The sequence below is a fragment of the Sphingomonas sp. PWP1-2 genome (genome assembly GCF_049898305.1).
Taxonomy (GTDB): Bacteria; Pseudomonadota; Alphaproteobacteria; order Sphingomonadales; family Sphingomonadaceae; genus Sphingomonas; species Sphingomonas glacialis.
The window spans coordinates 52,957-76,195 of record NZ_JAFCXM010000006.1; the positions used below are offsets into that span (position 1 = coordinate 52,957).

Consider the following 23,239-nt stretch of genomic DNA (forward strand, 5'->3'; position numbering starts at 1 on the left):
CCGTCGCCGATCCGCGGCCGCGTCCGAGCGGTCGCGGTTTCCTCAGCGGATCCTCCGCGGCGTCGGCAATCGTCAGCGCCACCATGATGCCGCCGGGCGGGGCCACGGCGTCACAGCGGCACCCCGTCCTTGTCGAGCATCTCGAAGCGGTAGCTGCAGCCGTAGAAGGTCTTGCCCGGATGCGTCGTGGCGTTGGAGATGGTCCGCGCGACGACCAGATGGCTGCCGTAGCTTTGTCCCGCCGCCGCGTGCTCGGTGACGTCTTTCAGAATGCGCTCGCCCATGAATTTGCGAAACGGGACCGCAGCCTTCGCCTGCGCATCGGTCATGGTGCCGGTGTCGACGAGCGCGGCGATCATCGGGTCGGTCGACATGGCGTTTTCGACCTGCTCGGGGCGCGCGACCGTAGCTGGGTCGGGCAAGTCGAGGATGGCGAGGATTGCGTTCGCGGTGAACGCGATCCGGCGGGTGCTGTACGCGCCGGCGACAGTGATCGCTTGCGGCAGCTCATATTCGTTCATGAAGGCATTGCGCGAGGCGATCCGTTTCCAACGGCGCGTTTGCGCGAGTTTCTCCTCGCCATCGATCGCCATGGCGAACTGCGTGTAGCCGGGGACATCGAGGCGGCAGTGTATGGCGTCGACCTCAGATGTGCTCGCGGGACCGCCATTTGCGGTGTCGGCGTGCTGCAATGCTGAGGCCAGCGCCAGCGCGTAGAGAGACATCATCCGCCCTTGATAGCCCTACGCCCGGCATTTGCCAGCAGCTGCGCGGCACCGGACCCGGGCACGATCAGGCTCGAATCATCGACACGCGGTCGCGGCGCTGCCTCGGCCTGGTGACCAGCGCGTCGCTGGCGATCACCCCGAGCCTTCGCACAGGACCGCTTGTGCAGTTTCGGCGCTTCGATGCCGCCATGCCGCTTTGCAGCCCGTCGGCGTCCGGTCGCCGCGCGGTGCACAGCGAACTGGCGGCGCACCGCGCGGCGCGATAGAGCTTGGCGATGGCATCCCCCACGCTCCCCACGGTCGACCGTCGCACGCTGCTGATCGCGGGCGGCGCGGGGATCGGTCTGGTGGTCGCGTGGCAGCTGTGGCCGCGCAGCTATGTCGGCAATCTCACTGCCGATCCCGGCGAGACGATCTTCGGCGCGTGGCTCAAGATCGGCGATGATGGACGCGTCATCGTCGCGGTGCCGCAGGCCGAACATGGCCAGGGCGTCTATACCGCGCTGCCGCAGATCGTCGCCGACGAGCTCGGCGCCGACTGGCGCACCGTCGGGGTCGAGCCGGCGCCGAGCAATCCGCTTTACGCCAACCCGTTCGGCGCCGAGCAATTGTTCGAACAGCCCGACAACGGCCTGCTCAAGCATTGGCGCGATGGCCATGCGGTGCGGGTCGGGCTGACGCTGACCGCAGGGTCGAGCTCGGTGCGCAGTTTCGAGGATCCGCTGCGCGCGGCGGGGGCCGCGGCGCGGATCCTGCTGTGCAAGGCATCCGCCGCGCGGTGGAAGATCGATTGGCAGGCCTGCACCACCGGCGAGGGCTTCGTCGTGCATGGCAAGGACCGGCTGCGCTTCGGCGAGCTCGCGGTCGAAGCGGTGCGCGATTTCGGGGGGGCGGCGCTGCCCGATCCGCTTCCGCTGCGCAGCGATCCCGCCGGGCGGCTGTCGGGACAGTCGCTGCCACGGCTCGATGCGCCGTCGAAGGTCGACGGTTCGGCGACCTTTGCCGGCGACGTCCGGCTCCCCGACATGGTCTATGCGAGCATCCGCCAGGGTCCGGTCGGCGACAGCAGAGTGGCGCGCGTCGATCGTGCCGCGGCCGACCGCGTCAATGGCGTGCTGCAGGTCGTCACCAACGATCGCTGGGTCGCGGCGATCGGGAACACCTGGTGGTCGGCCAACCGCGCGCTCGATGCGCTCGCGCCGCGCTTCGAGACCAAGGGGCCGATCGTGACCAGCGCGAGCATCGCCGCCGCGCTCGCCGCCGCGCTTGCAGCGCCCGGAACGCGGATGGTCGCGCAAGGCGATGTCGCCGCGGCGTTCAAGGGCGCGCGGCTGGTCAGCGCGGCGTATCAGGTCGGGCTCGCGCCCCACGCCGCTATCGAGACGATGACCGCGACCGCGCAGTTCAGCCATGGCCGGCTCGAACTGTGGCTGCCGACGCAAGCCCCGGGCGTGGCGCGCGCCGCAGCAGCGGCGGCGATCGGGCTTGCCGAGGATGCGGTGCTCGTCCACCCGATGCTCATCGGCGGGTCGTTCGGCGCCAATCTCGAGACCGAGTGCGCGGCGCAGGCGGCTGTGCTGGCGCACGCGATCAAGCGTCCGGTCCAGCTCGTCTGGAGCCGGGTCGAGGATCTGCTGCACGATCGCTATCGCCCGCCGGCGCACGCGCGGATGACTGCGCGGCTCGGCACCAACGGCCAGATCCTCGGGCTTTCCGCCAAGATCGCCGCACCCGCGACGGGGCACGACCTCGCGCGGCGGATGTTCGCGCACGACGCGGGCACGAGCGCCGCGCTCGCGCTCGCCGGGGCGGCCGACCCCTATGCCGTCGCGGGCGCGATGCCGGCGTATCGCATCCCCGCCGTCGCGATCGATCACCATCCCGCCGAGATCGGCGTGCCGACCGGGCATTGGCGCTCGGGCGCGCACAGCTACACCAGTTTCTTCACCGAATGCTTCCTCGACGAACTCGCGCATGTCGCCGGGACCGAAGCCTTGTCGTTCCGCATCGCCATGCTCGGCGGCGACGCGCGGCTCGCGCGGTGTCTCTCGACCGCCGCGTCGCTCGGCGGCTGGGAAGGCGGCGTCGCGGGAAGCGGGCAGGGGATCGCCTGCCACAGCTTCCGCGGCAGCCACATCGCGGTGCTGGTCGAGGCGCATGTCGGCGAGGGGCAAGCGGTGAGCGTCGACCGGATCGTCGCCGCGGTCGATTGCGGGCGGCAGATCAACCCCGACCTCGTCCGCCAGCAGATCGAGGGTGGGCTGCTGTTCGGCATGGCGGCGGCGACGGGCTGCACGACGGGCTTCACGGACAATCTTGCGACCGTTCGCGGGCTTGGCGGGCTCGGGCTGCCACGGCTCGCCGACACGCCCGACATCACCGTCGAGCTCGTGCCGAGCGAGGCCGATCCGGGCGGGGTGAGCGAACTTGCCGTGCCGCCCGTCGCGCCAGCGATTGCCAATGCGCTGCAAGCCGCTACGGGCTATCGCCTGCGGAGCTTGCCGCTAATGCCCGGAACCCTGTGATGCTGCCTGCCGATCATCCCCCCATCCCCAAGCGGAAAGTCGGCGTCTTGCTGACCAATCTCGGCACGCCCGACGGCGCCGATACCAAGTCGGTCAAACGCTATCTGGCGGAATTCCTGTCGGACCGGCGCGTGGTCGAGATTCCGCCGCTGATCTGGCAGCCGATCCTGCGCGGCATCATCCTCAACACGCGCCCGCAGAAATCGGCCGAAGCCTATGCGCAGGTATGGAGCGAAGACGGCTCGCCGCTCGCCGCGATCACCAAGGCGCAGAACAAGGCGCTGCAAGGCGCGTTCGGGCCGGGCGTGATGGTCGATTGGGCGATGCGCTACGGCAAGCCGTCGATTCCCGAGCGGTTGCAAGCGATGAAGGATGCCGGCTGCGAGCGGATCCTCGTCGCGCCGCTCTATCCCCAATATTGCGGCGCGACGACCGCGACCGCCAACGACAAGGCGTTCGAGGCGCTGGCGAAGATGCGCTGGCAGCCCGCGCTGCGCACGCTCCCGCCCTATCATGACGATGCCGTCTACATCGACGCGCTCGCGACCTCGATCGAAGCGGGCGTGGCGGCGCTCGATTTCGAGCCGCAGGCGATCGTCGCGAGCTTCCACGGCATGCCGCAGCGCACGCTCGAACTCGGCGATCCGTATCACTGCCATTGCCAGAAGACCGGGCGCTTGCTCGGCGAGCGGCTCGGCAAACCCTTGATCGTGTCGTTCCAGTCGCGCTTCGGGCGCGCGAAATGGCTCGAGCCGGCGACCGACATCACGCTCGAGGAATTGCCGGCCAAGGGAATCACCAAGATTGCGATCGTCGCACCCGGTTTCTCGGCCGATTGCCTCGAGACGCTCGAGGAACTGGCGATCCGCGGGCGCGAGAGTTTCGAGGAGAAGGGCGGCACGCATTTCGCCTATATCCCGTGCCTTAATGCCAGCGACACCGGTGTCGAAATGTTGCGCACTTTACTCGCGCGTGAACTTGAAGGCTGGGTGAGCGCCGCTTAGCGTGCGCGCCGGACACAGATCCTTTGAGGAGAGTAGAATGGCACGCGTCGCGATCGTAACCGGCGGAACCCGCGGGATCGGCGAGGCGATCAGCCTTGCGCTCCAGGATCACGGGATGACCGTCGCAGCGACCTATGCCGGCAATGACGACCGTGCGCGCGACTTCACCGAGCGCACCGGAATCGCCGCGTACAAATGGGACGTCGCCGATTATGACGCCTGCCAGGACGGCTGCGCGCGCGTCGCCGCCGATCTCGGGCCGGTCGACGTGCTCGTCAACAATGCCGGCATCACGCGCGACGGCACGATCATGAAGCTCAGCTACCAGGCGTGGAAAGAGGTGATCGACACCAATCTCGGCGGCTGCTTCAACATGGCCAAGGGCGTGTTCCCCGGCATGCGCGATCGCAAATGGGGGCGGATCGTCAATATCGGGTCGATCAACGGACAGGCCGGGCAGTACGGCCAGGTCAATTACGCCGCGGCGAAATCGGGCATCCACGGCTTCACCAAGGCGCTGGCGCAGGAGGGCGCGCGGGCTGGCGTGACGGTGAATGCGATCGCGCCGGGCTATATCGACACCGACATGGTGGCGGCGGTGCCGGCCGATGTGCTGGAGAAGATCGTCGCGAAGATCCCCGTCGGCCGGTTGGGCCAGGCGAGCGAGATCGCGCGCGGCGTGGCGTTCCTGTGCTCGGACGAGGGTGGGTTCGTGACGGGCTCGACGCTCAGCATCAATGGCGGGCAGCATATGTACTGACGGGCGCAGGCGCGGCCCCGCCCGCGCCGATGCGCCTGCGGCGCAGCGCCCGGCACGGCCGGCGGACGGGGTTCACCCCGATCCGGCCGACGGCTTTGCCGGCGGCAATCCCAGCCAGACTGCCCGCAAAGAAGAGGCCGGCCTCCTCGAGGAGAAGCCGGCCTCACACCCTCGCTTTGCGTGCGCCGAGGGTAACTCTGTAAACGCGCGGCGCCGGCGGCAAAGCCGCCGTCGGTCGGGTTCGCCCAGGGGGCGACCCGCCGGCCGTGCCGAGTGCTGCGGGCTATGCCCGCACCGGCGCGGTCGTCGCCGCGCCTGCACTCGTCATCGGCAGCGCTCTCCGTCCTTCTCGATCGCGCGCCCGGCCAGCGCACCACCGCCTGCGCCGAGCACGGTGCCGAGCGTCCGGTCGCCGCGCCCTGCGATGGTGTTGCCGAGCAGACCGCCCGCGATCGCGCCGAGGATCGTGCCCGTATTGCCCGAGTTGCAGCGCGAACGGTTGTAATAGCGGCGGTCGTCATAGCGGCGCCCATCATCATAGCGGCGGTCATCGCGGTATGCGCGGCGGTCCTGATAGCCATCGTCACGATTGTAGCCGTCGCGATAGGCCTGGGCGTAGGCATAGCTCTGATCGTCGTAGCGCTGCGCGGCAGCGGGCGTTGCGGCCAGCCCCGAGGCGGTCATGGCAATCGCGGTAGCGGCGAGCGTGAGCGTCTTCATCATGATGCGTCTCCTGATAGGCGGTGGTCCAATGATGACGGTATGCCGACTGGCTGCTGAGGTAAGCCTGAATGCGCTTGTTACCCACCGTTCATCGCAGCACTGGGGCGAAACCCGGTTGCGCGCGCTTCATGCCTCCCGCAGGGGCGGGGAATGCGAATTCTGTGGTCGGTCCTGCTGTGCGTCGTTCTCGTTCCCGACTGGATGGGAGCGCAGCGGCGCGAGGTGTTCGACCCAGCCTATCCCTTTCAGGTCGAGCCGGTCGAGCTCGACTTCGCCGATCCGCACCGCACGCGCGTGGGGGATCTGGCGTGGCTCGGCGGGATCAAGCTGTCGAGCGGCGACCCCGCCTTTGGCGGCTTTTCGTCGCTCCACGTCGCGGGCGACCGCTTCACGCTGCTGAGCGACGGCGGCGATGTGCTGCGCTTCACGATGGGGCGCGATTTTCGTGTCCATCGGCGCAGTATCACCACGCTCCCCGACGGACCAGGGCAGGGCTGGAGCAAGCGCGACCGCGACAGCGAATCGATGAGCGTCGACCCGAAGACCGGCGACGTCTGGGTCGGGTTCGAAAGCCACAACCAGTTCTGGCGCTACGATTCGGGCTTTCATCGCGCGCTGGCGCATGTCGCGCCGCCGGTCATGAAGAACTGGCCCGAGAATGAGGGGCCCGAGGCGATGACGCTGCTGCCGGGCGGCGGGATGGCGACGATCAACGAGACGACGCCCTGGCCCGATCAGCCCGGGCGTGGCGGGATCGTCTTCTATGGCGATCCGGTCGCGCACCCGCGTGGCGGCTTCCGCTTCAATTTCATTCCGCCCGCGGGGTATGACGTGACCGACATGACGGTCCTGCCCGACGGACGCTGGCTGATCCTCAGCCGTCGCTTCGCGCAGCTGCGCTTTTCGAGCACGCTGACGATCGTCGACGCACAGCAGGTCAAGCCGGGCGCGAGCGTGCGTGGACGCGACATCGCGACGATCGCGGCACCGTTGCTGCACGACAATTTCGAGGGGGTCGCCGCCACGCGCGAAGCGGGCACGACAATCATCTGGCTCGTCTCGGACGATAACCAGTTCGCGCTAGAGCGCAGCCTGCTGTTCAAGTTCAGGCTCGATCCGGTCGAGCATAAGCCCGACCGGAGCAAAGGGTAGGTTAGGCTGCAGCCTGCGGCGCAGCGGCCGTCAGCTTCTTCGACACGTCGCGCTTGAGGCGACGCGCACGCAGCGAGAGCTTGTCGTTGGTCGTCTTGACGAGCCAGTTGTCGAGCCCGCCGACATGCTCGACCGAGCGCAGGCCGTGCGCCGAGACGCGCAGCTTGACGCTGGTGCCGAGCGCGTCGGAGATCAGCGTGACATTCTGCAGGTTCGGGAGGAACGTGCGCTTGGTCTTGTTGTTCGCGTGGGAAACGTTGTTACCCACCATCCGGCCCTTGCCGGTCAGTTCGCAGATGCGCGACATCTTGAATTCCTGAATACCAGATTGAGCCGTGAAGCAGCTCGTGAAGGCGGGGCGCATACCGAACGCGAGCCAGTCGGTCAACCGCGCGTGGCGATTCGGCTGCGTGTTCGGCACCGCTTGCAACCTTCAGGAAGACGCGGCGTTGGTTACGGTAACGATTCGAATGCGCAGTGTTCGAGTGTCCTGTTGGAGAAGATCATGCGGTTTCTGTTAGCTCTGGTCGGCCTTGCCGCGCTTGTCGTGGTCGCGCTCGTATCGCTGGGTATGCTCAAGATCGACACCAGGGCGGGCTCGTTGCCGTCGCTCAGCGTCAACGGCGGCAAGGCGCCCGAGGTCACCGCCAACATGGCGACCGTGGAATTCGGCAGCAAGACCAAAGAGATCGAAGTCCCGACCGTGACCACCACGACCAAGACGATCTCGGTCCCGACGCTACGTGTCAACAAGCCGACCGGCGCCGACGGCAACAGCGTCACCACGCAGTAAGTAGCGATTCGCGCCTGACTGGGGCATGGGGACGGTCGTGATCCCCATGCCCCTTTTCATGCGCGCCGCACTCGATGCCGCCGCCGCCGCCGGTGCCGCCGGTGAAGTGCCGGTCGGCGCGGTGGTGGTGCTCGACGGCCGCATCATCGCGACCGCGGCGAACGCCCCGCGCGCGCTGCACGATCCGACCGCGCACGCCGAGATGCTGGCGATTCGCGCCGCCGCCGCCGCGATTGGCGACGATCGGCTGCAGAACTGTGATTTGTGGGTCACGCTCGAACCCTGCGCGATGTGCGCCGGCGCGATCGCCCACGCCCGAATCGCGCGGCTCTATTACGGCGCGAGCGATTCGAAAGGCGGCGCGGTCGAGCACGGCCCGCGGCTGTTTTCGCAAAGCACGGTGCACCACCGGCCCGAAATCATTCCCGGGATCGGCGAGGGCGAGGCTGCGGCGTTGCTGAAAGGCTTCTTCGCCGCGCGGCGCTGAGACCCGCGAACCGTCACCCCATCCGTCACCCCGGCGAAAGCTGGGGTCTCCGGCCTGGAGGCACCGCGCGAGCAGCACGAGACCCCAGCTTTCGCTGGGGTGACGGGCGCGCTGCCGCGTCTTAGCGCAGATCGGTATCGGCGATCGGCACGATCTTGATCTCGACGCGCCGATTCGTCGCCTGGCCGTCGGGCGTCTCGTTCGAGGCGATCGGCTGGCTCTTGCCGAATCCCTTGGTGCCGAGCCGCGCGGAATGGACTCCGTGTGCGACGAGCTACGCCGCGACCGATGCCGCGCGCTGCTCGGACAGCCGCTGGTTGTACGCCTCCGACCCGACCGAATCGGTGTGGCCATAGACGTCGACGAGCGCGTGATCGTACGCTTTGAGCACGCTGGCGATCTGGTCGAGCGTCGGCTGGAAGCCCGGCGCGACGCTCGCATCCTTATAAGCGAAGCTCAGTCCCGACGGGATCGTCAGGATCAGATCGTCGCCGCGCCGCGTCACTTGCACGTCGGTCCCCGTGATCCGCGCGCGCAGCTCGGCTTCCTGTCGGTCCATGTATGCGCCGATCCCGGCGCCCGCGATCCCGCCGATCCCGGCCGCGCTGATCCTCGCGGTGCGGGCGCGCCGCCCGCCGACGACGTCGTCGAGCAGATAGCCGCCGAGCGCCGCGCCGATCCCGCCGACCGCGGTGTCCGCCACGCGCGGCGTCTGCGCCGCCTGCGGCGTCGCGCACGCGCCGGTCGCGAGCAGGGCGCCGAGCGCGGCGGTGGTCGCCAAGGTGCGGAAGGTCGTCGTCATGCTGCTATCCCTTTTCCAGCCGGTACGCGCTGCTAGGGCTGATCAAACCCGCCGGATGCGCCGGTTGTTCCGCTTGCGCACCGATGTCCAGCCACGCCCTGACGCATACCCGCCTGCACGATGGAGCGCGAGAACGGTTGTGCAATGACCCGATTCGCGCGAAAGGTGCGCGGCGCCATGCACCCGCTTCCCCCCTTTCCCTGGATCGACGTCGCGATCATCGCCGTGTTGATCATCGTCAACGGCGTCTTCGCGATGTCCGAGCTCGCCATCGTTTCTGCGCGCAAGGCGCGGCTCGAGGCGATGGCGCGCGTCGGCGCGCGCGGCGCGCGCACCGCGCTCGCGCTCGCCGCCGATCCGGGCAAGATCCTCTCGACCACGCAGATCGGCATCACGCTGATCGGCATCCTTTCGGGCGCCTATTCGGGCGCGAGTCTGGGCGGCCCGGTCGCGGCGCGGCTGGCGTTCCTCGGGTTCGGCGCCGAGACGACGCAGTCGCTGGGCTTCGCGATCGTCATCGGCATCACGACGTACGCCTCGCTGGTGATCGGCGAGCTCGTCCCCAAGCAGATCGCGCTGCGCGCGCCCGAGCCGCTCGCCGCGATCATGGCGGGGCCGGTGCTGCTGCTCGCGCGCATCACCGCGCCGTTGGTGTGGCTGCTCGATTCGTCGTCGGGGCTGCTGTTCCGGCTGATGGGATTAAAGCGCGAGAGCGAGGAGCATGTCACCGCCGAGGAGCTCCATCTGATCGTCGCCGAGGCGAGCAAGTCGGGGATCATCGAGGAGCATGAACGCTCGATCATCTCCGGGGTCGTCCGCCTCGCCGATCGCCCGGTGCGCGAGGTGATGACGCCGCGCACCGACATCGAGTGGATCGACGCGACGATGGACGATGCCGGGATCCGCGCCGCGCTGATGCAGGCGTCGCACAGCCGGCTGCCGGTGACCGAAGGCTCGGTCGACACCGTGATCGGCGTGGTGCAGGCGCGCGACATCGCGGTCGCCCTGCTGGAGGGCGGGGCATTCGACCTGCGCGCGCTGATGCGCCAGGCGCCGGTGGTGCTCGACCAGATCGACGCGATGGACGCGCTCGACGCGCTGCGCCAGGCCGAGGTGCCGATGGCGTTGATCCATGACGAATACGGCCATTTCGAAGGGATCGTCACGCCGGCCGATCTGCTCGCGGCGATCGCGGGCGAATTCGCCTCGGACACCGACCCCGACGATGCGCCCTCGGTAGTGACGCGCGACGACGGTTCGCTGCTGGTCGCGGGCCAGATGGCGGTCGACGCGCTCGCCGAGCGACTGGGGATCGATCTGCCCGAGGGGCGCGATTACGCGACCGTCGCGGGGCTCGCGCTCGCGGTGTTCCGCCATCTGCCGGGCGAGGGCGAGAGCTTCGTCGAGCAGGGCTGGAAGTTCGAGGTGGTCGATCTCGACGGGCGACGGATCGACAAGCTGCTGGTGAGGCGCGCGCGCGAGGCCGGGTTCCGGCTGGGCTGACTCGGCGGGTTTCGCGGCGGCTGAGGCGCCGCCAAGACCTCAGCGGTCGAGCTCTCTTCAGAGACTAGGATCCGATCCGGCGCAGCACCGACCGGTTGCGCGGAAGCCAGACGTCCTGCTTGTCGCCATCGGGATTGACCTCCTTCAGCGTCGTCATCGTATCGCCCGCGCGCATGGTCGTTTCGCGCACCTGCGCCATGTCGTTGCCGTCGCCGCGCCGCTCGGTCGTCACCATCGTCCAGTGCGCCGCATCGACCCCAGGCACGACCGAGACGATCTTGGCGCTTCCCGAATCGGGCGCGCGGCTGCGGCGGAAGCTGGCATAGGCCACCGTCGCGGCGGCGGGATCGACCATCGTCACCGTGGTGATCGTCACGATCCCCGTCTTGGGTCCGTCGTCGAATTGGGCGGTGCGGATCGTCGTCACCTGGTCGGGCTGCGCGGCGATCGTCACGGTTACCGGCAGCGCCTGCCAGCTGTTCGACTGGTAATCGCGATATGCGAGCTCCCCCTGCCAGCGACCGGCGGTCTGCGCCAGCAAGGCGGCGGCACCATCGGCGGGCGTGCTTGCCGAAAGCGCCGGAGTGGCGACGAGCGCGAAGAGAAGTGCCAGATAGCGCATCGATGGTCTCCGACAGATCGCCACGACGAGTAGCCTTCCGCCGAGGATATGCCGGGGATCGGGCGTCTGCAATCGATCGTTCGCGACCTCGCGCTGTCCTACATCACGGGATTGTGATATGCCTTTCCGGCTCTTTGAAATCGTCGACCGCTCCCGCCTGCATTATGCAAGGAATGGAAACGATCGCCGCTGAAGATGTCGCGTTTTGGGGTCAATCGAGTCAAGCGAAAGCCCCCCGACCTGCGTCCCCCGTTGCCGTGCTTACCCGCCCAGCTTCCCGAACGCCGCCTCATAGCCCGCGCGGTCGCCCGCGCTCAGCAGCGTGGCCTGCTCGATCCAGCGGTCGCGCGTCATGCGGCCCTTGAACACGCCGAGTTGCGCATCGAGCGCGGCGGCCGCGTCGGGGGTCAGTGCGGCGATCTGCTCGACGCGAGTGATGCCGAGGTCGACGAGCGTTGCCGCCAGCTTGGGGCCGAGCCCCTTGATCTGCGTAAGGTCGCTCGCGATCGGTGCCGCAGCGGGCGCGGCGGGGGCCGGAACAGGTGCCGCAACCGGAGCTGGTGCTGGAGCCGCGTCAGGTGCGGTGATCGGAGCAGGCGCAGGCGCAGAAACCGGCGCAGCCGCAGGCGTTGACAGCGGCGTGCCGGCAGGATCGGGCGCGCGCTCCGCCTTCGGCACGTCGGACGATACCGCCGGCGTCCCGTCGATCGACGCGCTCCCCGGCTCGGCGGTCGCGCCGTGCTCCTCGGCGATCGCGAAATTCTCCTCGACCTGCTTTGCCGCATTGCGGCGGCGGCGGGCGATGATCGTGCCGTAGATCAGGATCGCGATCGCGGCGGCAGCGAGCGCGACCATCAGGATGACGTGCGAGATGGTGATCGGCACCATCACGTCGATTGCCTGATTGGGGTTCTGGGGGCCGGAAGACATGACGCTACTCCTGATGTTTACAAAGGCTAACGCACAAGCTCAGCCCGCGTCGCGCGCAATCTCGCGCCAGCCGATGTCGCGGCGGCAGAAACCGCTCGGGAAGACGATCTGGTCGACTGCGTGATACGCCGCTTGCTGCGCGGCGGCGACGGTATCGCCAAGCGCCGTCACCGCGAGTACGCGCCCGCCCGATGCGACGAGCTGCTCGCCGTCGAGCCGCGTTCCCGCCTGGAAGACCAACGCGCCGGTCTCCTCGGCTTCGGCCACATCGTCGATCGCACCGCCGCTCGCCGGCGTGCCGGGATAGCCGTTGGCGGCGAGCACGACGGTCAGCGCGGTCTGCGCGACCCACTTCGCGGGCCCACGCTCGCCGAGCGTACCGGTCGCCACCGACAGCAGCAGCTCGAGCAGATCCTCGTCGAGCCGCGCCATCAGCACCTGGCACTCGGGGTCGCCGAAGCGGGCATTGTATTCGATCAGCTTGGGGCCGTCCGCGGTCAGCATCAGCCCGGCATAGAGCACGCCCGAAAACGGTGTCCCCGCCGCCGCCATCGCCGCGACGGTCGGCTTGACGATCTCTTCGATCGCGCGGGCTTCGAGCTCGGGGGTGAGCACGCGCGCCGGGCTGTACGCGCCCATGCCGCCGGTGTTGGGGCCGGTATCGCCTTCGCCGACGCGCTTGTGGTCCTGCGCCGAGCCGAAGCTCAATATGTCCTTGCCGTCGGTCAGCACGAACAGGCTGGCTTCCTCTCCTTCGAGGAATTCCTCGATCACCGCTTCCCCGCCGCGCGCGCCGAACAGATCGGCAAGCGCGCCTTCCGCTTCCTCACGCGTCATCGCGACCGTCACGCCCTTGCCCGCGGCGAGGCCATCGGCCTTGACCACGACGGGCACGCCAAAGCGATCGAGCGCGTGACGCGCTTCGGCGCGGCTGGTGGCGTGGACATAGCCCGCGGTCGGGATGCCGGCGCGGTCACAAAGCGCCTTGGTGAAGGCCTTCGACCCTTCGAGCTGCGCCGCGGCTTTGTCCGGCCCGAACACCGCGACGCGGGCCGCGCGCAGGCTGTCGCCGAGGCCGTCGACCAAAGGCGCCTCGGGCCCGATCACGACGAGCTCGATCGACTGCTCGGCGCAGAACGCCACCACCGCGGCGTGATCGGTCAGGTCGAGCGATACGATCTGCGCATGCGCTGCAATGCCCGGATTGCCGGGTGCGGCGAACAGTGTACGCAGGCGCGGCGATTGCGCGAGCTTCCAGCTCAGCGCATGTTCGCGACCCCCCGAGCCGATCAACAGGACATTCAATGGCGGACCCTTTTCTAGAGATTGCGCGGCGCGAGGGGATGGGCGCCGGATTGGGCGGCCTCGTAGCCGAGCCCGCTCCCGGCGACAACGCCGCGCCGATGAGTGTCGGGGAACTCGCTGGAAAGCTCAAGCGCGTCGTCGAGACCGAATTCGGCTTCGTCCGGCTGCGCGGCGAGATCTCGGGCTACAAGCGCGTGTCGTCTGGCCACGCCTATCTCAGCCTCAAGGACGACAGCGCGGTGATCGACGGCGTCATCTGGAAGGGCAATGTCGCGCAACTGGGCTTCACCGCGCAGGACGGCGCCGAGGTGATCGCGACGGGCAAGATCACCACCTATCCGGGTCGCTCCAAATATCAGATCATCATCGATCGGATGGAGCTGGCGGGCGAGGGCGCGCTGATGGCGCTGCTCGAAAAGCTCAAGGCGAAGCTTGCGGGGGAGGGGCTGTTCGCACCTTCCGCCAAGAAGCCGCTGCCGTTCCTGCCGCGCCGCATCGGCGTCGTCACCTCGCCGACGGGCGCCGTCATCCGCGATATCCTTCACCGGCTCGAGGATCGCTGCCCGACGCATGTGCTCGTCTGGCCGGTCAAGGTGCAGGGTGCGGGCGCCGCCGAGGAGGTTGCGCGCGCGATCGCCGGGTTCGACGCGATGCCGCTCGGGGACCGGCCAGACCTCGTCATCGTCGCGCGCGGTGGTGGGTCGATCGAGGATCTGTGGGCGTTCAACGAGGAAGTCGTCGTCCGCGCGATCGCCAAGTGCAGCATCCCGCTGATCTCGGCGGTCGGCCACGAGACCGACACCACGCTCGCCGATTTCGCCGCCGATCTGCGCGCGCCGACCCCCACGGCGGCGGCCGAAATGGCGGTCCCGGTGCTTGCCGATTTGCGCCTGACGCTCGCGGGTTATGGCAACCGCACCGAGAAATGCGCGCGGCGCTATGCAGAGCGCGGACGCGAGCGGCTCGACGCGCTGGTCCGCGTGCTGCCGCGGCGCGACGCGCTGCTCGGGCCGCAGCGGCAGAAGGCCGACGATCTCGGCGCGCGGCTCGATCGGGGGCTCGAGCGCCGCGTCGTCGTCGCGCGCGGGCAGCTCGATCGCTCGGCAGGCGCCTTGCGGCTCGCGACGCTCGACCGCCAGCTCGAACGCGGGCGCGACCGGCTGAGCGCGACGTGGCGGCTGGTCGAATCGCTCGGGCCCAATGCGATCCTCGACCGCGGCTATGCCTTCGTCTCGGCCAGGCCCTCGGGCGCGGTGGTCGGCTCGGCGAGCGCGGCGCGCAGCGCCGGCACCGTCACGCTCCACTTCCGCGACGGCGAGGTCGACGCCAAGGTTGAGCGCAGCGGCACCAAGGCATATGGTGGCCCGTCACCCGAACAGCCCACCCTCCTCTAAAAGAGCCGCGCCATGTTGATGTCCAATACCGATCGCCCCGCGCGGCTCCACTTCATGGCGAACGGGTTTCGCGTGCTGGCGCCCGGCGATCACGTCGTCTGCGCGGTCAGCGGCACGCGCATCGCGCTCGACGACCTGCGCTATTGGAGCGTCGCCAAGCAGGAAGCCTATGCCAGCGCGGCGCTCGCGACCGAAGCGATGACGCCCGCATGAAGGCCCGGGGGGGCATTTCGATCATCGCCAGCTGGACCACCGGTTTCGCCGCAATGGTCGTCCTCGGCAGTTGCGCGGCGGCGGCCGAGCGTTCGACCCCCCAACAAGCGGCCCCCCAGCGCGTCACCGCACCGCCGGTGCGCCGTCCGGCGCCGCTGCCGGCCAGCTTCAGCTACACCGGATCGATGATCCAGGGCGGCATCGTCATCGGCATCGCGCCCGCCGGCACCAGCCTGTTGAGCTTCAACGGCGCGGCGATCCCGGTGGCGAGCGATGGCCGCTTCCTGATCGGCTTCGACCGCGATGCCGGCCCGAGCGCGACCCTCGTCGCGACGCTCGAGGATGGCCGCGTCGTGCGCGACACGCTGGCGATCGCGCCGCGCGGCTGGGACATTTCGCGCCTGTCGACGCTCCCCAAGATCCCGCTGCCGCAGCCCGAGTTCGACCGGCTGCGCCCCGCCGAGCTCGCGCAGATCGCCGCCGCGCGCCGCGTCCAATCGGATTCGCAAGGCTGGCGGCAGACCTTCCTGTGGCCGACGACGGGCCGCATCTCGACGCTGTTCGGCTCGCAGCGGATCTACCAAAATGGCGAGGCAGGGTCGTACCATTCGGGCCTCGATGTCGCCAAGCCGCAGGGCTCGGTGCTCCTCGCGCCCGCCGACGGCGTGGTCATTCTGGCCGCCGATCACCCCTTCACGCTCGAGGGCAACCTCTTGATGATCGATCACGGCAATGGCCTCAACACCGCGTTCCTCCACCTCGCGCGGATCGACGTGCGCGTCGGCGAGCGCGTCCGGCGCGGGCAGCCGGTGGCGCTGTCGGGGATGACCGGGCGTGCGACCGGGCCGCATCTGCACTGGAGCCTGAAGTGGCGCGACGCGAAGATCGATCCGTTGCTGGTCGCGGGGCCGATGCCGCGTTCGGAATGAGCGGCGATCGGTGAAGCGGCGTTTGTAACGCCAAACCGGTTTCATTTGAAATAGTGTTGCATTGCGGCGACACTTGGAAAAGTTCCGTTACGAACCCTTTACAATACGGTCTCTGCCTTACAGTCTCGTGACATAGCGACGACACGGGGGATCGTGGTCGTCGCCGGCAACACTGCCGTCAGCACAACAGGGGTTTTCTTCGATGCAGTCCATGCAAGCCCGCGCAGTCGCGCGTCTTCGTTCAACCGCAGCGCCCGTCGCATTGCTCATTGCGCTTTCGGCAGGGCCGGCCTTTGCGCAGACCACCGCACCGCTGCCACCTGAGTCCGCGCCGACCCAGGCGAGCGAAGAAGGCAAGGACATCGTCGTCACTGGCTCGATCTTCCGCCGCACCAATACCGAGACGCCGTCGCCGGTCACCGTGCTGACCACCGAGACGCTGTCGCGTGCCGGCATCACCAACATCAACGACGCCGTGCGCTCGATCTCGGCCGATGGCGCGGGCTCGATCTCGACCGGCTTCACCAACGGTTTCTCGGCCGGCGGCGCCGCGGTCTCGCTGCGCGGCCTCGGCGTTTCGTCGACGCTGGTGCTGATCGACGGGCTGCGTTCGACCAACTTCCCGCTCAACGACGACGGCCACAACGCCTATGTCGATCTCAACTCGATCCCGTTCAGCGCGGTCGAGCGGATCGAAGTCCTGAAGGACGGCGCTTCGTCGAGCTACGGCGCAGACGCCATCGGCGGCGTCGTCAACATCATCATGAAGAAGCACTTCACCGGCGTCTCGGGCACGGTCGAAGGCGGCGTGACCGAGAAGGGCGACGGTGCCCGCTATCGCGCCAACCTGACCGCCGGCTATGGCGACTATGACGCCAAGGGCTGGAATTTCTACGTCAACGGCGAATATCAGAAGGACCAGCCGATCGGCGCGACGACGCGCGGCTTCCCGTACAACACCAACGATCTGAGCTCGATCGGTGGCCTCGACAACAATAGCGGCGACAGTTCGCTGCAGTTCCAATCGACCAACGCCGTCGTGCGCCGCGCAACGCAGACCGATCCCAACAATCCCTTCGCCGGCGGCGCCGCCTCGGGCACCTACACGCTGCTCGGCGGGACCGCGCAGTGCACGCGCGGCACCTTCACGGTGGCGGGCGCTGCGGGGGGCACGGGCTGCGCGCACGACTACGGCCAGGAATATGGCACGCGCTATAACGACATCCAGCCGTCGCAGGAGCGGTACAACTTCAGCGGGCGACTGAGCGTTCGCCTTTCCGACGCAATCGAGGGCTATGCCACCGGCAGCTACTCGCACAGCCAGGTCACGATCGGCCGCGCGCCCAACGGCATCCGCCAGACGCAGCCATACGGTGCTTCGCCGACCCAGTCGTCGAGCAACCCGGGCATCGTGCTTCCGGCCTTCGTGTGCGCAGCCGGCACCAACTGCCTGACCGCCGCAGATCGCCGCTTCAACCCCAACAACCCGTATGCGGCCGAGGGCAATGCAGCGCGCATCTATTATGCGTTCGGCGACATCCCGGTCTATTCGATCCGCAACAACGAAGTGATCCGTGGCGCAGTCGGCTTCAACGGCGACATTGCAGGCGATTATCACTGGAAGGTCGATGCGGTCGGCGCGCGCGACAATTTCTCGATCGAGAACCACGGCGTGCTCGACATTGCCGGGCTGAAGAACGCGATCAACACCGGCGCTTACAACTTCGTCAATCCGTCGCTGAACACCGAGGCGGTGCGCAACACGATCGCGCCGGTCTACACGACTCCGTCGCACACCTCGCTGATTTCGGTCGATGCATCGATCGCCAAGGACCTCTTCGCCCTGCCAGGTGGCAATCTGCAGGTCGCGGTCGGCGGGCAGTTCCGCCACGAGACCGAAGTCAACAACAGCAACAACCCGGGTCTTACCAAATACGCCAACACCTCGGCGGCGTTCGGTACGCATGACGTCTTTGCTGGCTATTTCGAAGTCAATGCGCCGATCCTCGACACGCTCGAGGTCAACGCTTCGGGCCGCTACGATCATTATTCGGAAGGCTTCAGCCACTTCTCGCCCAAGATCGGCGCCAAGTGGACACCGATCAAGCAGCTCGCGATCCGCGGCACCTATTCGAACGGCTTCCGCGCGCCAACCTTCGCCGAAAACAATCCGGCGTCGAGCTATGCCGGCTTCGTGACGGTAACGCCGCCGGCGAGCTTCCAGCTGGCACATGGTGGCCTGATCACCGGTGGCAACACCAACCCTTACGCCCAGGCCTACAGCCTTGGTTCGGGCTCGACCGGCAACCCCAATCTGAAGCCCGAGAAGTCGCGCAGCTTCACCGCCGGGATCGTGGCCGAGCCGGTCCGCAACGTCAGCTTCACGGTCGATTACTACAACATCAAGAAGACCGACGTGATCGTGACCGGTCCGGATGCGCTCACCGCCCGTGCGAACTATTTCGCTGGGACCGCGCTGCCGGCAGGCTACACCGTTTCGGCCGTCGACTCGCCCGATCCGCTGTTCCCGAACGCGCTGCCGCGCGTGCTCATCATCAACGTGCCGTTCGTCAACGCCGGCTCGATCAAGAGCTCGGGCCTCGACTTCGGCGCCAACGTGACCGTTCCGATCGCCGACGGCGTGAAGTTCACCAGCCGCCTCGATATGACCTATGTGATCCAGTACGACCTCGATCCGGCGACCGGTGGCAAGATCCAGAAATATGCCGGTACGCTTGGGCCTTACGAACTGTCGTCGGGTGCTGGCACGCCGCGCGTCCGCGGCAACTGGCAGAACACGCTCGACTTCGGTCGCTTCGCGCTGACCGCGACGACCTATTACGTGTCGCGGATCAAGGAAGTCGCCGCTGACGAAGGCGACGATCTGAGCTGTGCCAATGCGAAGGGCGAGAACACCGGCAACCTGTACGGCACCGGCAACAACTTCTGCTATATCAAGCGGTTCGTCTATGCCGACGTCAACGCTGCCTTCAAGGTGAACGACAGCTTCACCTTCAACGTCTATGTCGGCAACATCACCGGCGAGAAGGCCCCGCTGGCACCGGCATCGTATTCGGGCGCCAACTACCTGCCGACCTGGCACATGGCCGGGATCGTCGGTCGCAGCTTCCGCGCTGGGGCGAACTTCAAGTTCTGATCTGGCGGCACCCCGAGCGGGTTTGCCTGCTCCGGGGGTGCAGGCGGGACGGCGCAGCGTCGTGGCGAAAGCCCCGACGCTGCGCCGTTTTGCTGTGTGCGGTGCCGACGCGGCGATTGCCGCCGTCATCCGGGCTAACGCCGGGAGCGCTTCAAACCGACGCAGCGCATGCGCGTCACACGATCCCGGCCTTCGCCGGGGGGCCGATGCGACCGCGTCCGAATCAGCGGAGCCGTTTCACATCGACCGCGCGGCCTTTGCCGATCTTCGCGGTATAGCGGCCCAGCATTCCCGCCTTGATGGTGACCGTGTCGCCCTTGCGCGGATCGAAGGTCGGCGATTCGGCCGTCGACTGCCATTCCCCGCCTTCGGCAAGCCCGAACGCCCACAGGCCGTAGGCCGCCTGGCGGGCGGATGTCACGGTGCTGGTGATCTCGCGAACGTCGGTGTCCGAATCGGCGCGGGGATCTTCCTTGCCGGTGCCGAACAGATTGAGGTGCGGTAGCGAGAACCCGAACAGCGAGCGCTTGGCGCGCTGGACAGCTTCGCGGTCGACGATCCTGATCTCGTGGCGATCGCGCGCGGAGATAAGGGCCGCGCTGGCCTGTTCGTAACACGCCAGGCGTTGGTCGGCGGCTGCCGTGCGACATGCAGCGAGCGCCGAGACCAAGCCTTCGCCCCGGCTCTCGGTGGTCTGCGCTGCGGCAGGGAGTGGCGCCAGCGCAAGGCAGGCGATCAGGGCAGTGGCGCGTGTGGGCAAGAGACCGTGCTCCCATGGTTGTAGCCGTCGTAGCGGGCGCCCGCCGGGCGGAAATCTGTCCGAACGTGGCGATCTGTATCTAAAACATCACAGGCCGAACAATATTCACACGGTGACGTATTAGCCCGTTGCGGTCCTACCTCGGGATATCATACCCATGTGTCAACGTCCGTCCAAGATCGGGCACAGATTACACCAGCCGAACAGGCCGGAATGGGGGTTTTATGAAATCGACGACGCGGTCCATTTTGCTTGGGTCCACTCTCTTCGCCAGCGCGGCACTGGCGTCGGCGCCTGCCTTCGCGCAGACCGCTCCGGCCACGCCGCCCGCTGACACCACGGCGCAACCCGCGCCCGCAGCGCAGTCGACTCCCACGGAAAGCGGTGCCGATATCGTCGTCACCGGCAGCCTTATCCGCAATCCCAATCTCGTCAGCTCGACGCCGGTTGCAGTGATCGGTTCGGACGAACTGGCGCTGCGCCAGACCAACACCGCCGAACAGGTCCTGCGCGATCTGCCGGGCGCGGTCGCGAGCATCGGCTCGGCGGTCAATAACGGCAATGGCGGCGCCAGCTACGCGGATCTTCGCGGCCTCGGCAACTTCCGCAACGTCGTGCTGCTCGACGGCAACCGCATCACGCCGTCGAACACCGTCGGTCGCGTCGATCTCAACAACATCCCGCTCGCGCTCGTCCAGCGCGTCGAGACGGTGACGGGCGGCGCTGCCACGACGTATGGTGCCGACGCCGTGTCGGGCGTCATCAACTTCATCACGCGCCAGGATTTCTCGGGCGTCGAGGCGACGGTGTCGAACCAGATCACCGAGCGCGGCGATGGCCACACCTATCGCGCCGATCTGACGATTGGCGCCAATTTCGACGACGGCCGTGGCAACGCGGTGCTGTCGGTCGGCTATCAGCATTCCGACCCGGTCTATCAGGGCGCGCGCAACATCGCGGTCAACAACTACACCTCGACCAGCGGCGCGGCCGGTGGTTCGGGCACGACGGTGCCGACGCGCTTCTCGGTCGCCGGTCTTGGCACGGGGGCTGCACGCGTTTCGGGCAATCGCCAGATCAACCCTTCCACGGGCGCGCTGCAGTCGCCGGTCGTGCCGTTCAACTTCAACCCGTACAACATCTTCCAGACGCCGTTCCAGCGCTACAATATCTACGGCGCGGCGCGGTATGACATCTCCGACCATGTCGAAGTCTATTCGCGCGGAATGTTCTCGAAGAACCAGGTGAGCACGATCATCGCGCCGTCGGGCAGCTTTGGTTCGTCGCTCGCGATTCCGTTCTCGAACCCGTATCTGCCAGCGGCAGCACGGCAGACCTTCTGCGATAACAACCCGACCTTCAGCGCGACGGGCGTTCAGGTCGCTCAGCTGACGGCAGCGCAGTGCGCCGCCGCAGCGACGGCAACCGCGACGACCGATCCGAACTTCCGCTACTTCACGGTGGCGACCAACCGCCGCACGACCGAAGTCGGCTCGCGTCTGTCGGATTACACCACGACGCTGTTCGATTACCGCGCCGGCGTGAAGATCGGGATCACCGATTCGATCAAGCTCGACATCAACGGTTCGTACGGCGAATCCGAGAACATCCAGTCGATCCAGAACTATGTGCTGACCTCGCGGCTTCGCGCTGCAGCGTTTGCCACCAATACCACGAGCTGCCTTCCCAACGGGCCCAACGGTGCCGCCAGCATCACGGCGGGGACCGGCTGCGTTCCGATCAACCTGTTCGGACCTGAAGGATCGATCACGCCGAATCAGGTGTCGTATCTGACCGCGAACAGCACGACGTCAAACCGCGCATCGCTGGCGCAAGCGCGCGCGCTGCTCAACGGTGACATCGGCGTGACGTCGCCCTTCGCCGATACGCCGATCGGTTTCGCGCTGGGTACCGAGTATCGCAAATACACCGCGTCGCAGGCGTCCGACACGCTGTCGCAGACGCCGGGCGAGCTCGGTGGCGCAGGCGGTGCTGCGCCGACCTTCCAGGGCGGCTATCATGTCACCGAAGGCTATGGCGAGTTGATCGTTCCGGTGGTCACCGACAAGCCGTTCTTCAAGAGCCTGACGCTCGAGGGCGGCCTGCGCTATTCGAGCTACAAGGTCGATACCGCGGGTTCGCGTGGCTATGACACGCTGACCTACAAGGGCGGCGCAACCTGGGAGCCGACGAGCGGGATCCGCATCCGTGGCACCTATCAGCGCGCTGTTCGCGCGCCGAACATCAACGAACTGTTCGCACCGGTTTCGACCGGCCTGACGAACCTGTCGTACGATGCGTGCGCCGGCACCGGGCCGACCACGAATGCCAACCTCCGCGCGGTCTGCCTTGCACAGGGCGCCCCGGCGGCCTCGATCGGCAGCATCCAGACCCCGACCGCAGCGCAGGCCAACTTCACCGGCGGCGGCAATCTCGCGCTCCAGCCCGAAAAGTCGGACTCCTACACGCTCGGCCTCGTATATCAGCCGAACTACGTTCCCGGCCTGTCGGTCTCGGTCGATTACTACAATATCTCGATCAAGAACGCGATTTCGCAGCCGACCGCAGGCGACGCCTACAATCTGTGCTTCGGCAACCGCACGGGCGCCGGGATCACCGCCGCCAGCGCGTCGAACGTGGCGTGTACGTCGATCCGCCGCAATCCGGCGACCGGTGCGCTCGACGGCGATCCCGCAACCACGGCCGGTCTGTTCATCGCTCCGAGCAACCTCGGTACGGTCCTCACCGATGGTATCGATCTCAACGTCAACTATCGCCGCAACCTTGGCTTTGCGAAGCTGAACCTCGGCTTCCTCGGCAACTGGACGTCGCGGTCGAAGTTCCAGGCGACACCCTTGTCGCTGGTCCGCAGCTGCGTAGGCTATTACGGCCAGAACTGCGGTTCGCCCGCTTCCGCTGGTCCGTCGTCGTCGGCCGGCTCGCTCCAGCCGCAGATCACGTGGAACCAGCGCACCACGCTGACCTTCAACCGCGTCGATTTCTCGGTGAACTGGCGCCACATCAGCTCGATGCGCGTCGAGCCGGGCGTCACGACGTTCAGCGGCACGATCGCCACGGGCGCACTGGCGGGCAAGGCCGTCAATTTCGGCAAGATCCCGTCGTACAATTACTTCGATCTGACGACGCGCTTTGCCATTGGCGACCATTTCGACCTGACCTTCACGGTCATGAACCTGTTCGATCGCGATCCGCCCGTCGTCGGTGGTACCGTCGGTTCGACCACGTTCAACAGCGGCAACACCTATCCGTCGACCTACGACGCGCTGGGCCGTCGCTTCGCAGTCGGCGCCACCGTCAAGTTCTGACGGATCTCCGAAACGGGCAAACAGGGGGCGGGCCGCAAGGCTCGCCCCTTTTTGTATGCGTGCCGCGCTCGCGCGGGATGCTTTGGGACCGTGGACTTCGTAGGCAAGGCGGCGGCACGCGCCCGC

Annotated in this window: 19 protein-coding genes and 1 pseudogene; 12 read left to right on the forward strand and 8 right to left on the reverse strand. The window is 67.4% G+C overall.

Going from position 1 to position 23,239, the window contains the following annotated elements; translation table 11 throughout:
- Positions 1–110 precede the first annotated feature (110 nt).
- A complete protein-coding gene (locus ACP7C5_RS15275) occupies positions 111–725 on the reverse strand; it encodes a hypothetical protein (protein ID WP_426264886.1) in 615 nt (204 codons plus the stop codon).
- A 278-nt stretch (positions 726–1,003) separates the two neighbouring features.
- Between ACP7C5_RS15275 and ACP7C5_RS15280 the strand changes: the two genes are divergently transcribed.
- The 3 genes from ACP7C5_RS15280 to phbB are packed head-to-tail and all read left to right on the forward strand — an operon-like array spanning position 1,004 to position 5,017.
- Positions 1,004–3,253 (forward strand): molybdopterin cofactor-binding domain-containing protein, encoded by a 2,250-nt coding sequence (locus tag ACP7C5_RS15280; protein WP_426264887.1) that lies wholly within the window; start codon positions 1,004–1,006, stop codon positions 3,251–3,253.
- Complete coding sequence (gene hemH / locus ACP7C5_RS15285) at positions 3,253–4,257, forward strand: ferrochelatase (RefSeq protein WP_322161268.1); 1,005 nt, start codon at positions 3,253–3,255, stop codon at positions 4,255–4,257. The genes ACP7C5_RS15280 and hemH overlap by 1 nt, the downstream gene beginning before the upstream one ends.
- 37 nt (positions 4,258–4,294) lie before the next feature.
- Positions 4,295–5,017, forward strand: a complete 723-nt coding sequence (gene phbB, locus ACP7C5_RS15290; RefSeq protein WP_322161267.1) for an acetoacetyl-CoA reductase — start codon at positions 4,295–4,297, stop codon at positions 5,015–5,017.
- A gap of 324 nt (positions 5,018–5,341) precedes the next feature.
- Here the strand turns inward: phbB and ACP7C5_RS15295 are convergent, their stop codons facing one another.
- Complete coding sequence (locus ACP7C5_RS15295) at positions 5,342–5,740, reverse strand: glycine zipper 2TM domain-containing protein (RefSeq protein ID WP_426264888.1); 399 nt, start codon at positions 5,738–5,740, stop codon at positions 5,342–5,344.
- A gap of 150 nt (positions 5,741–5,890) precedes the next feature.
- Between ACP7C5_RS15295 and ACP7C5_RS15300 the strand changes: the two genes are divergently transcribed.
- Complete coding sequence (locus tag ACP7C5_RS15300; protein WP_426264889.1) at positions 5,891–6,892, forward strand: esterase-like activity of phytase family protein; 1,002 nt, start codon at positions 5,891–5,893, stop codon at positions 6,890–6,892.
- Between the two features lies 1 nt (position 6,893).
- Here ACP7C5_RS15300 and rpmB read toward each other — a convergent pair whose 3' ends face one another.
- On the reverse strand, positions 6,894–7,199 hold the full coding sequence (gene rpmB / locus ACP7C5_RS15305) for a 50S ribosomal protein L28 (protein WP_133192112.1): 306 nt from the start codon (positions 7,197–7,199) through the stop codon (positions 6,894–6,896).
- A 198-nt stretch (positions 7,200–7,397) separates the two neighbouring features.
- Here rpmB and ACP7C5_RS15310 point away from each other — a divergent pair, with 198 nt between their 5' ends.
- Both ACP7C5_RS15310 and ACP7C5_RS15315 read left to right on the forward strand, forming a co-directional pair.
- Entirely contained in the window at positions 7,398–7,685 is a 288-nt protein-coding gene (locus tag ACP7C5_RS15310; protein WP_133190845.1) for a hypothetical protein, read from the forward strand.
- Between the two features lie 58 nt (positions 7,686–7,743).
- Positions 7,744–8,172 carry a nucleoside deaminase gene (locus tag ACP7C5_RS15315; protein WP_426265045.1) on the forward strand — a complete coding sequence of 143 codons (429 nt, stop codon included), beginning with the start codon at positions 7,744–7,746 and terminating at the stop codon, positions 8,170–8,172.
- Positions 8,173–8,293: 121 nt separating this feature from the next.
- On the opposite strand, the pseudogene ACP7C5_RS15320 reads toward ACP7C5_RS15315, so the two are convergent.
- Positions 8,294–8,974: pseudogene (locus ACP7C5_RS15320) on the reverse strand (OmpA family protein).
- A gap of 177 nt (positions 8,975–9,151) precedes the next feature.
- On the opposite strand from ACP7C5_RS15320, the gene ACP7C5_RS15325 reads away from it, so the two are divergent.
- Positions 9,152–10,477: a hemolysin family protein gene (locus ACP7C5_RS15325; RefSeq protein WP_426264890.1), complete on the forward strand. Its 1,326-nt coding sequence runs from the start codon at positions 9,152–9,154 to the stop codon at positions 10,475–10,477.
- A gap of 64 nt (positions 10,478–10,541) precedes the next feature.
- Here the strand turns inward: ACP7C5_RS15325 and ACP7C5_RS15330 are convergent, their stop codons facing one another.
- The 3 genes from ACP7C5_RS15330 to purD form a co-directional block, all read right to left on the reverse strand.
- On the reverse strand, positions 10,542–11,099 hold the full coding sequence (locus ACP7C5_RS15330; RefSeq protein WP_426264891.1) for a hypothetical protein: 558 nt from the start codon (positions 11,097–11,099) through the stop codon (positions 10,542–10,544).
- Positions 11,100–11,360: 261 nt separating this feature from the next.
- Positions 11,361–12,029, reverse strand: coding sequence for a helix-hairpin-helix domain-containing protein (locus ACP7C5_RS15335; RefSeq protein ID WP_426264892.1), 669 nt, complete (start codon positions 12,027–12,029; stop codon positions 11,361–11,363).
- 39 nt (positions 12,030–12,068) lie between these two features.
- A complete protein-coding gene (gene purD / locus ACP7C5_RS15340; protein WP_426264893.1) occupies positions 12,069–13,334 on the reverse strand; it encodes a phosphoribosylamine--glycine ligase in 1,266 nt (421 codons plus the stop codon).
- Between purD and xseA the strand changes: the two genes are divergently transcribed.
- From xseA to ACP7C5_RS15360, 4 genes are all read left to right on the forward strand, one after another.
- Entirely contained in the window at positions 13,334–14,728 is a 1,395-nt protein-coding gene (gene xseA / locus ACP7C5_RS15345; protein WP_426264894.1) for an exodeoxyribonuclease VII large subunit, read from the forward strand. The genes purD and xseA overlap by 1 nt on opposite strands.
- A gap of 12 nt (positions 14,729–14,740) precedes the next feature.
- Complete coding sequence (locus ACP7C5_RS15350; protein ID WP_189676148.1) at positions 14,741–14,941, forward strand: DUF2093 domain-containing protein; 201 nt, start codon at positions 14,741–14,743, stop codon at positions 14,939–14,941.
- Positions 14,938–15,870 (forward strand): M23 family metallopeptidase, encoded by a 933-nt coding sequence (locus tag ACP7C5_RS15355; protein ID WP_426264895.1) that lies wholly within the window; start codon positions 14,938–14,940, stop codon positions 15,868–15,870. The genes ACP7C5_RS15350 and ACP7C5_RS15355 overlap by 4 nt, the downstream gene beginning before the upstream one ends.
- A gap of 202 nt (positions 15,871–16,072) precedes the next feature.
- Positions 16,073–19,027: a TonB-dependent receptor plug domain-containing protein gene (locus tag ACP7C5_RS15360; protein WP_426264896.1), complete on the forward strand. Its 2,955-nt coding sequence runs from the start codon at positions 16,073–16,075 to the stop codon at positions 19,025–19,027.
- Between the two features lie 223 nt (positions 19,028–19,250).
- Here the strand turns inward: ACP7C5_RS15360 and ACP7C5_RS15365 are convergent, their stop codons facing one another.
- Complete coding sequence (locus tag ACP7C5_RS15365) at positions 19,251–19,787, reverse strand: hypothetical protein (RefSeq protein ID WP_133190827.1); 537 nt, start codon at positions 19,785–19,787, stop codon at positions 19,251–19,253.
- A gap of 224 nt (positions 19,788–20,011) precedes the next feature.
- On the opposite strand from ACP7C5_RS15365, the gene ACP7C5_RS15370 reads away from it, so the two are divergent.
- Positions 20,012–23,113: a TonB-dependent receptor domain-containing protein gene (locus tag ACP7C5_RS15370; RefSeq protein WP_426264897.1), complete on the forward strand. Its 3,102-nt coding sequence runs from the start codon at positions 20,012–20,014 to the stop codon at positions 23,111–23,113.
- Positions 23,114–23,239 lie beyond the last annotated feature (126 nt).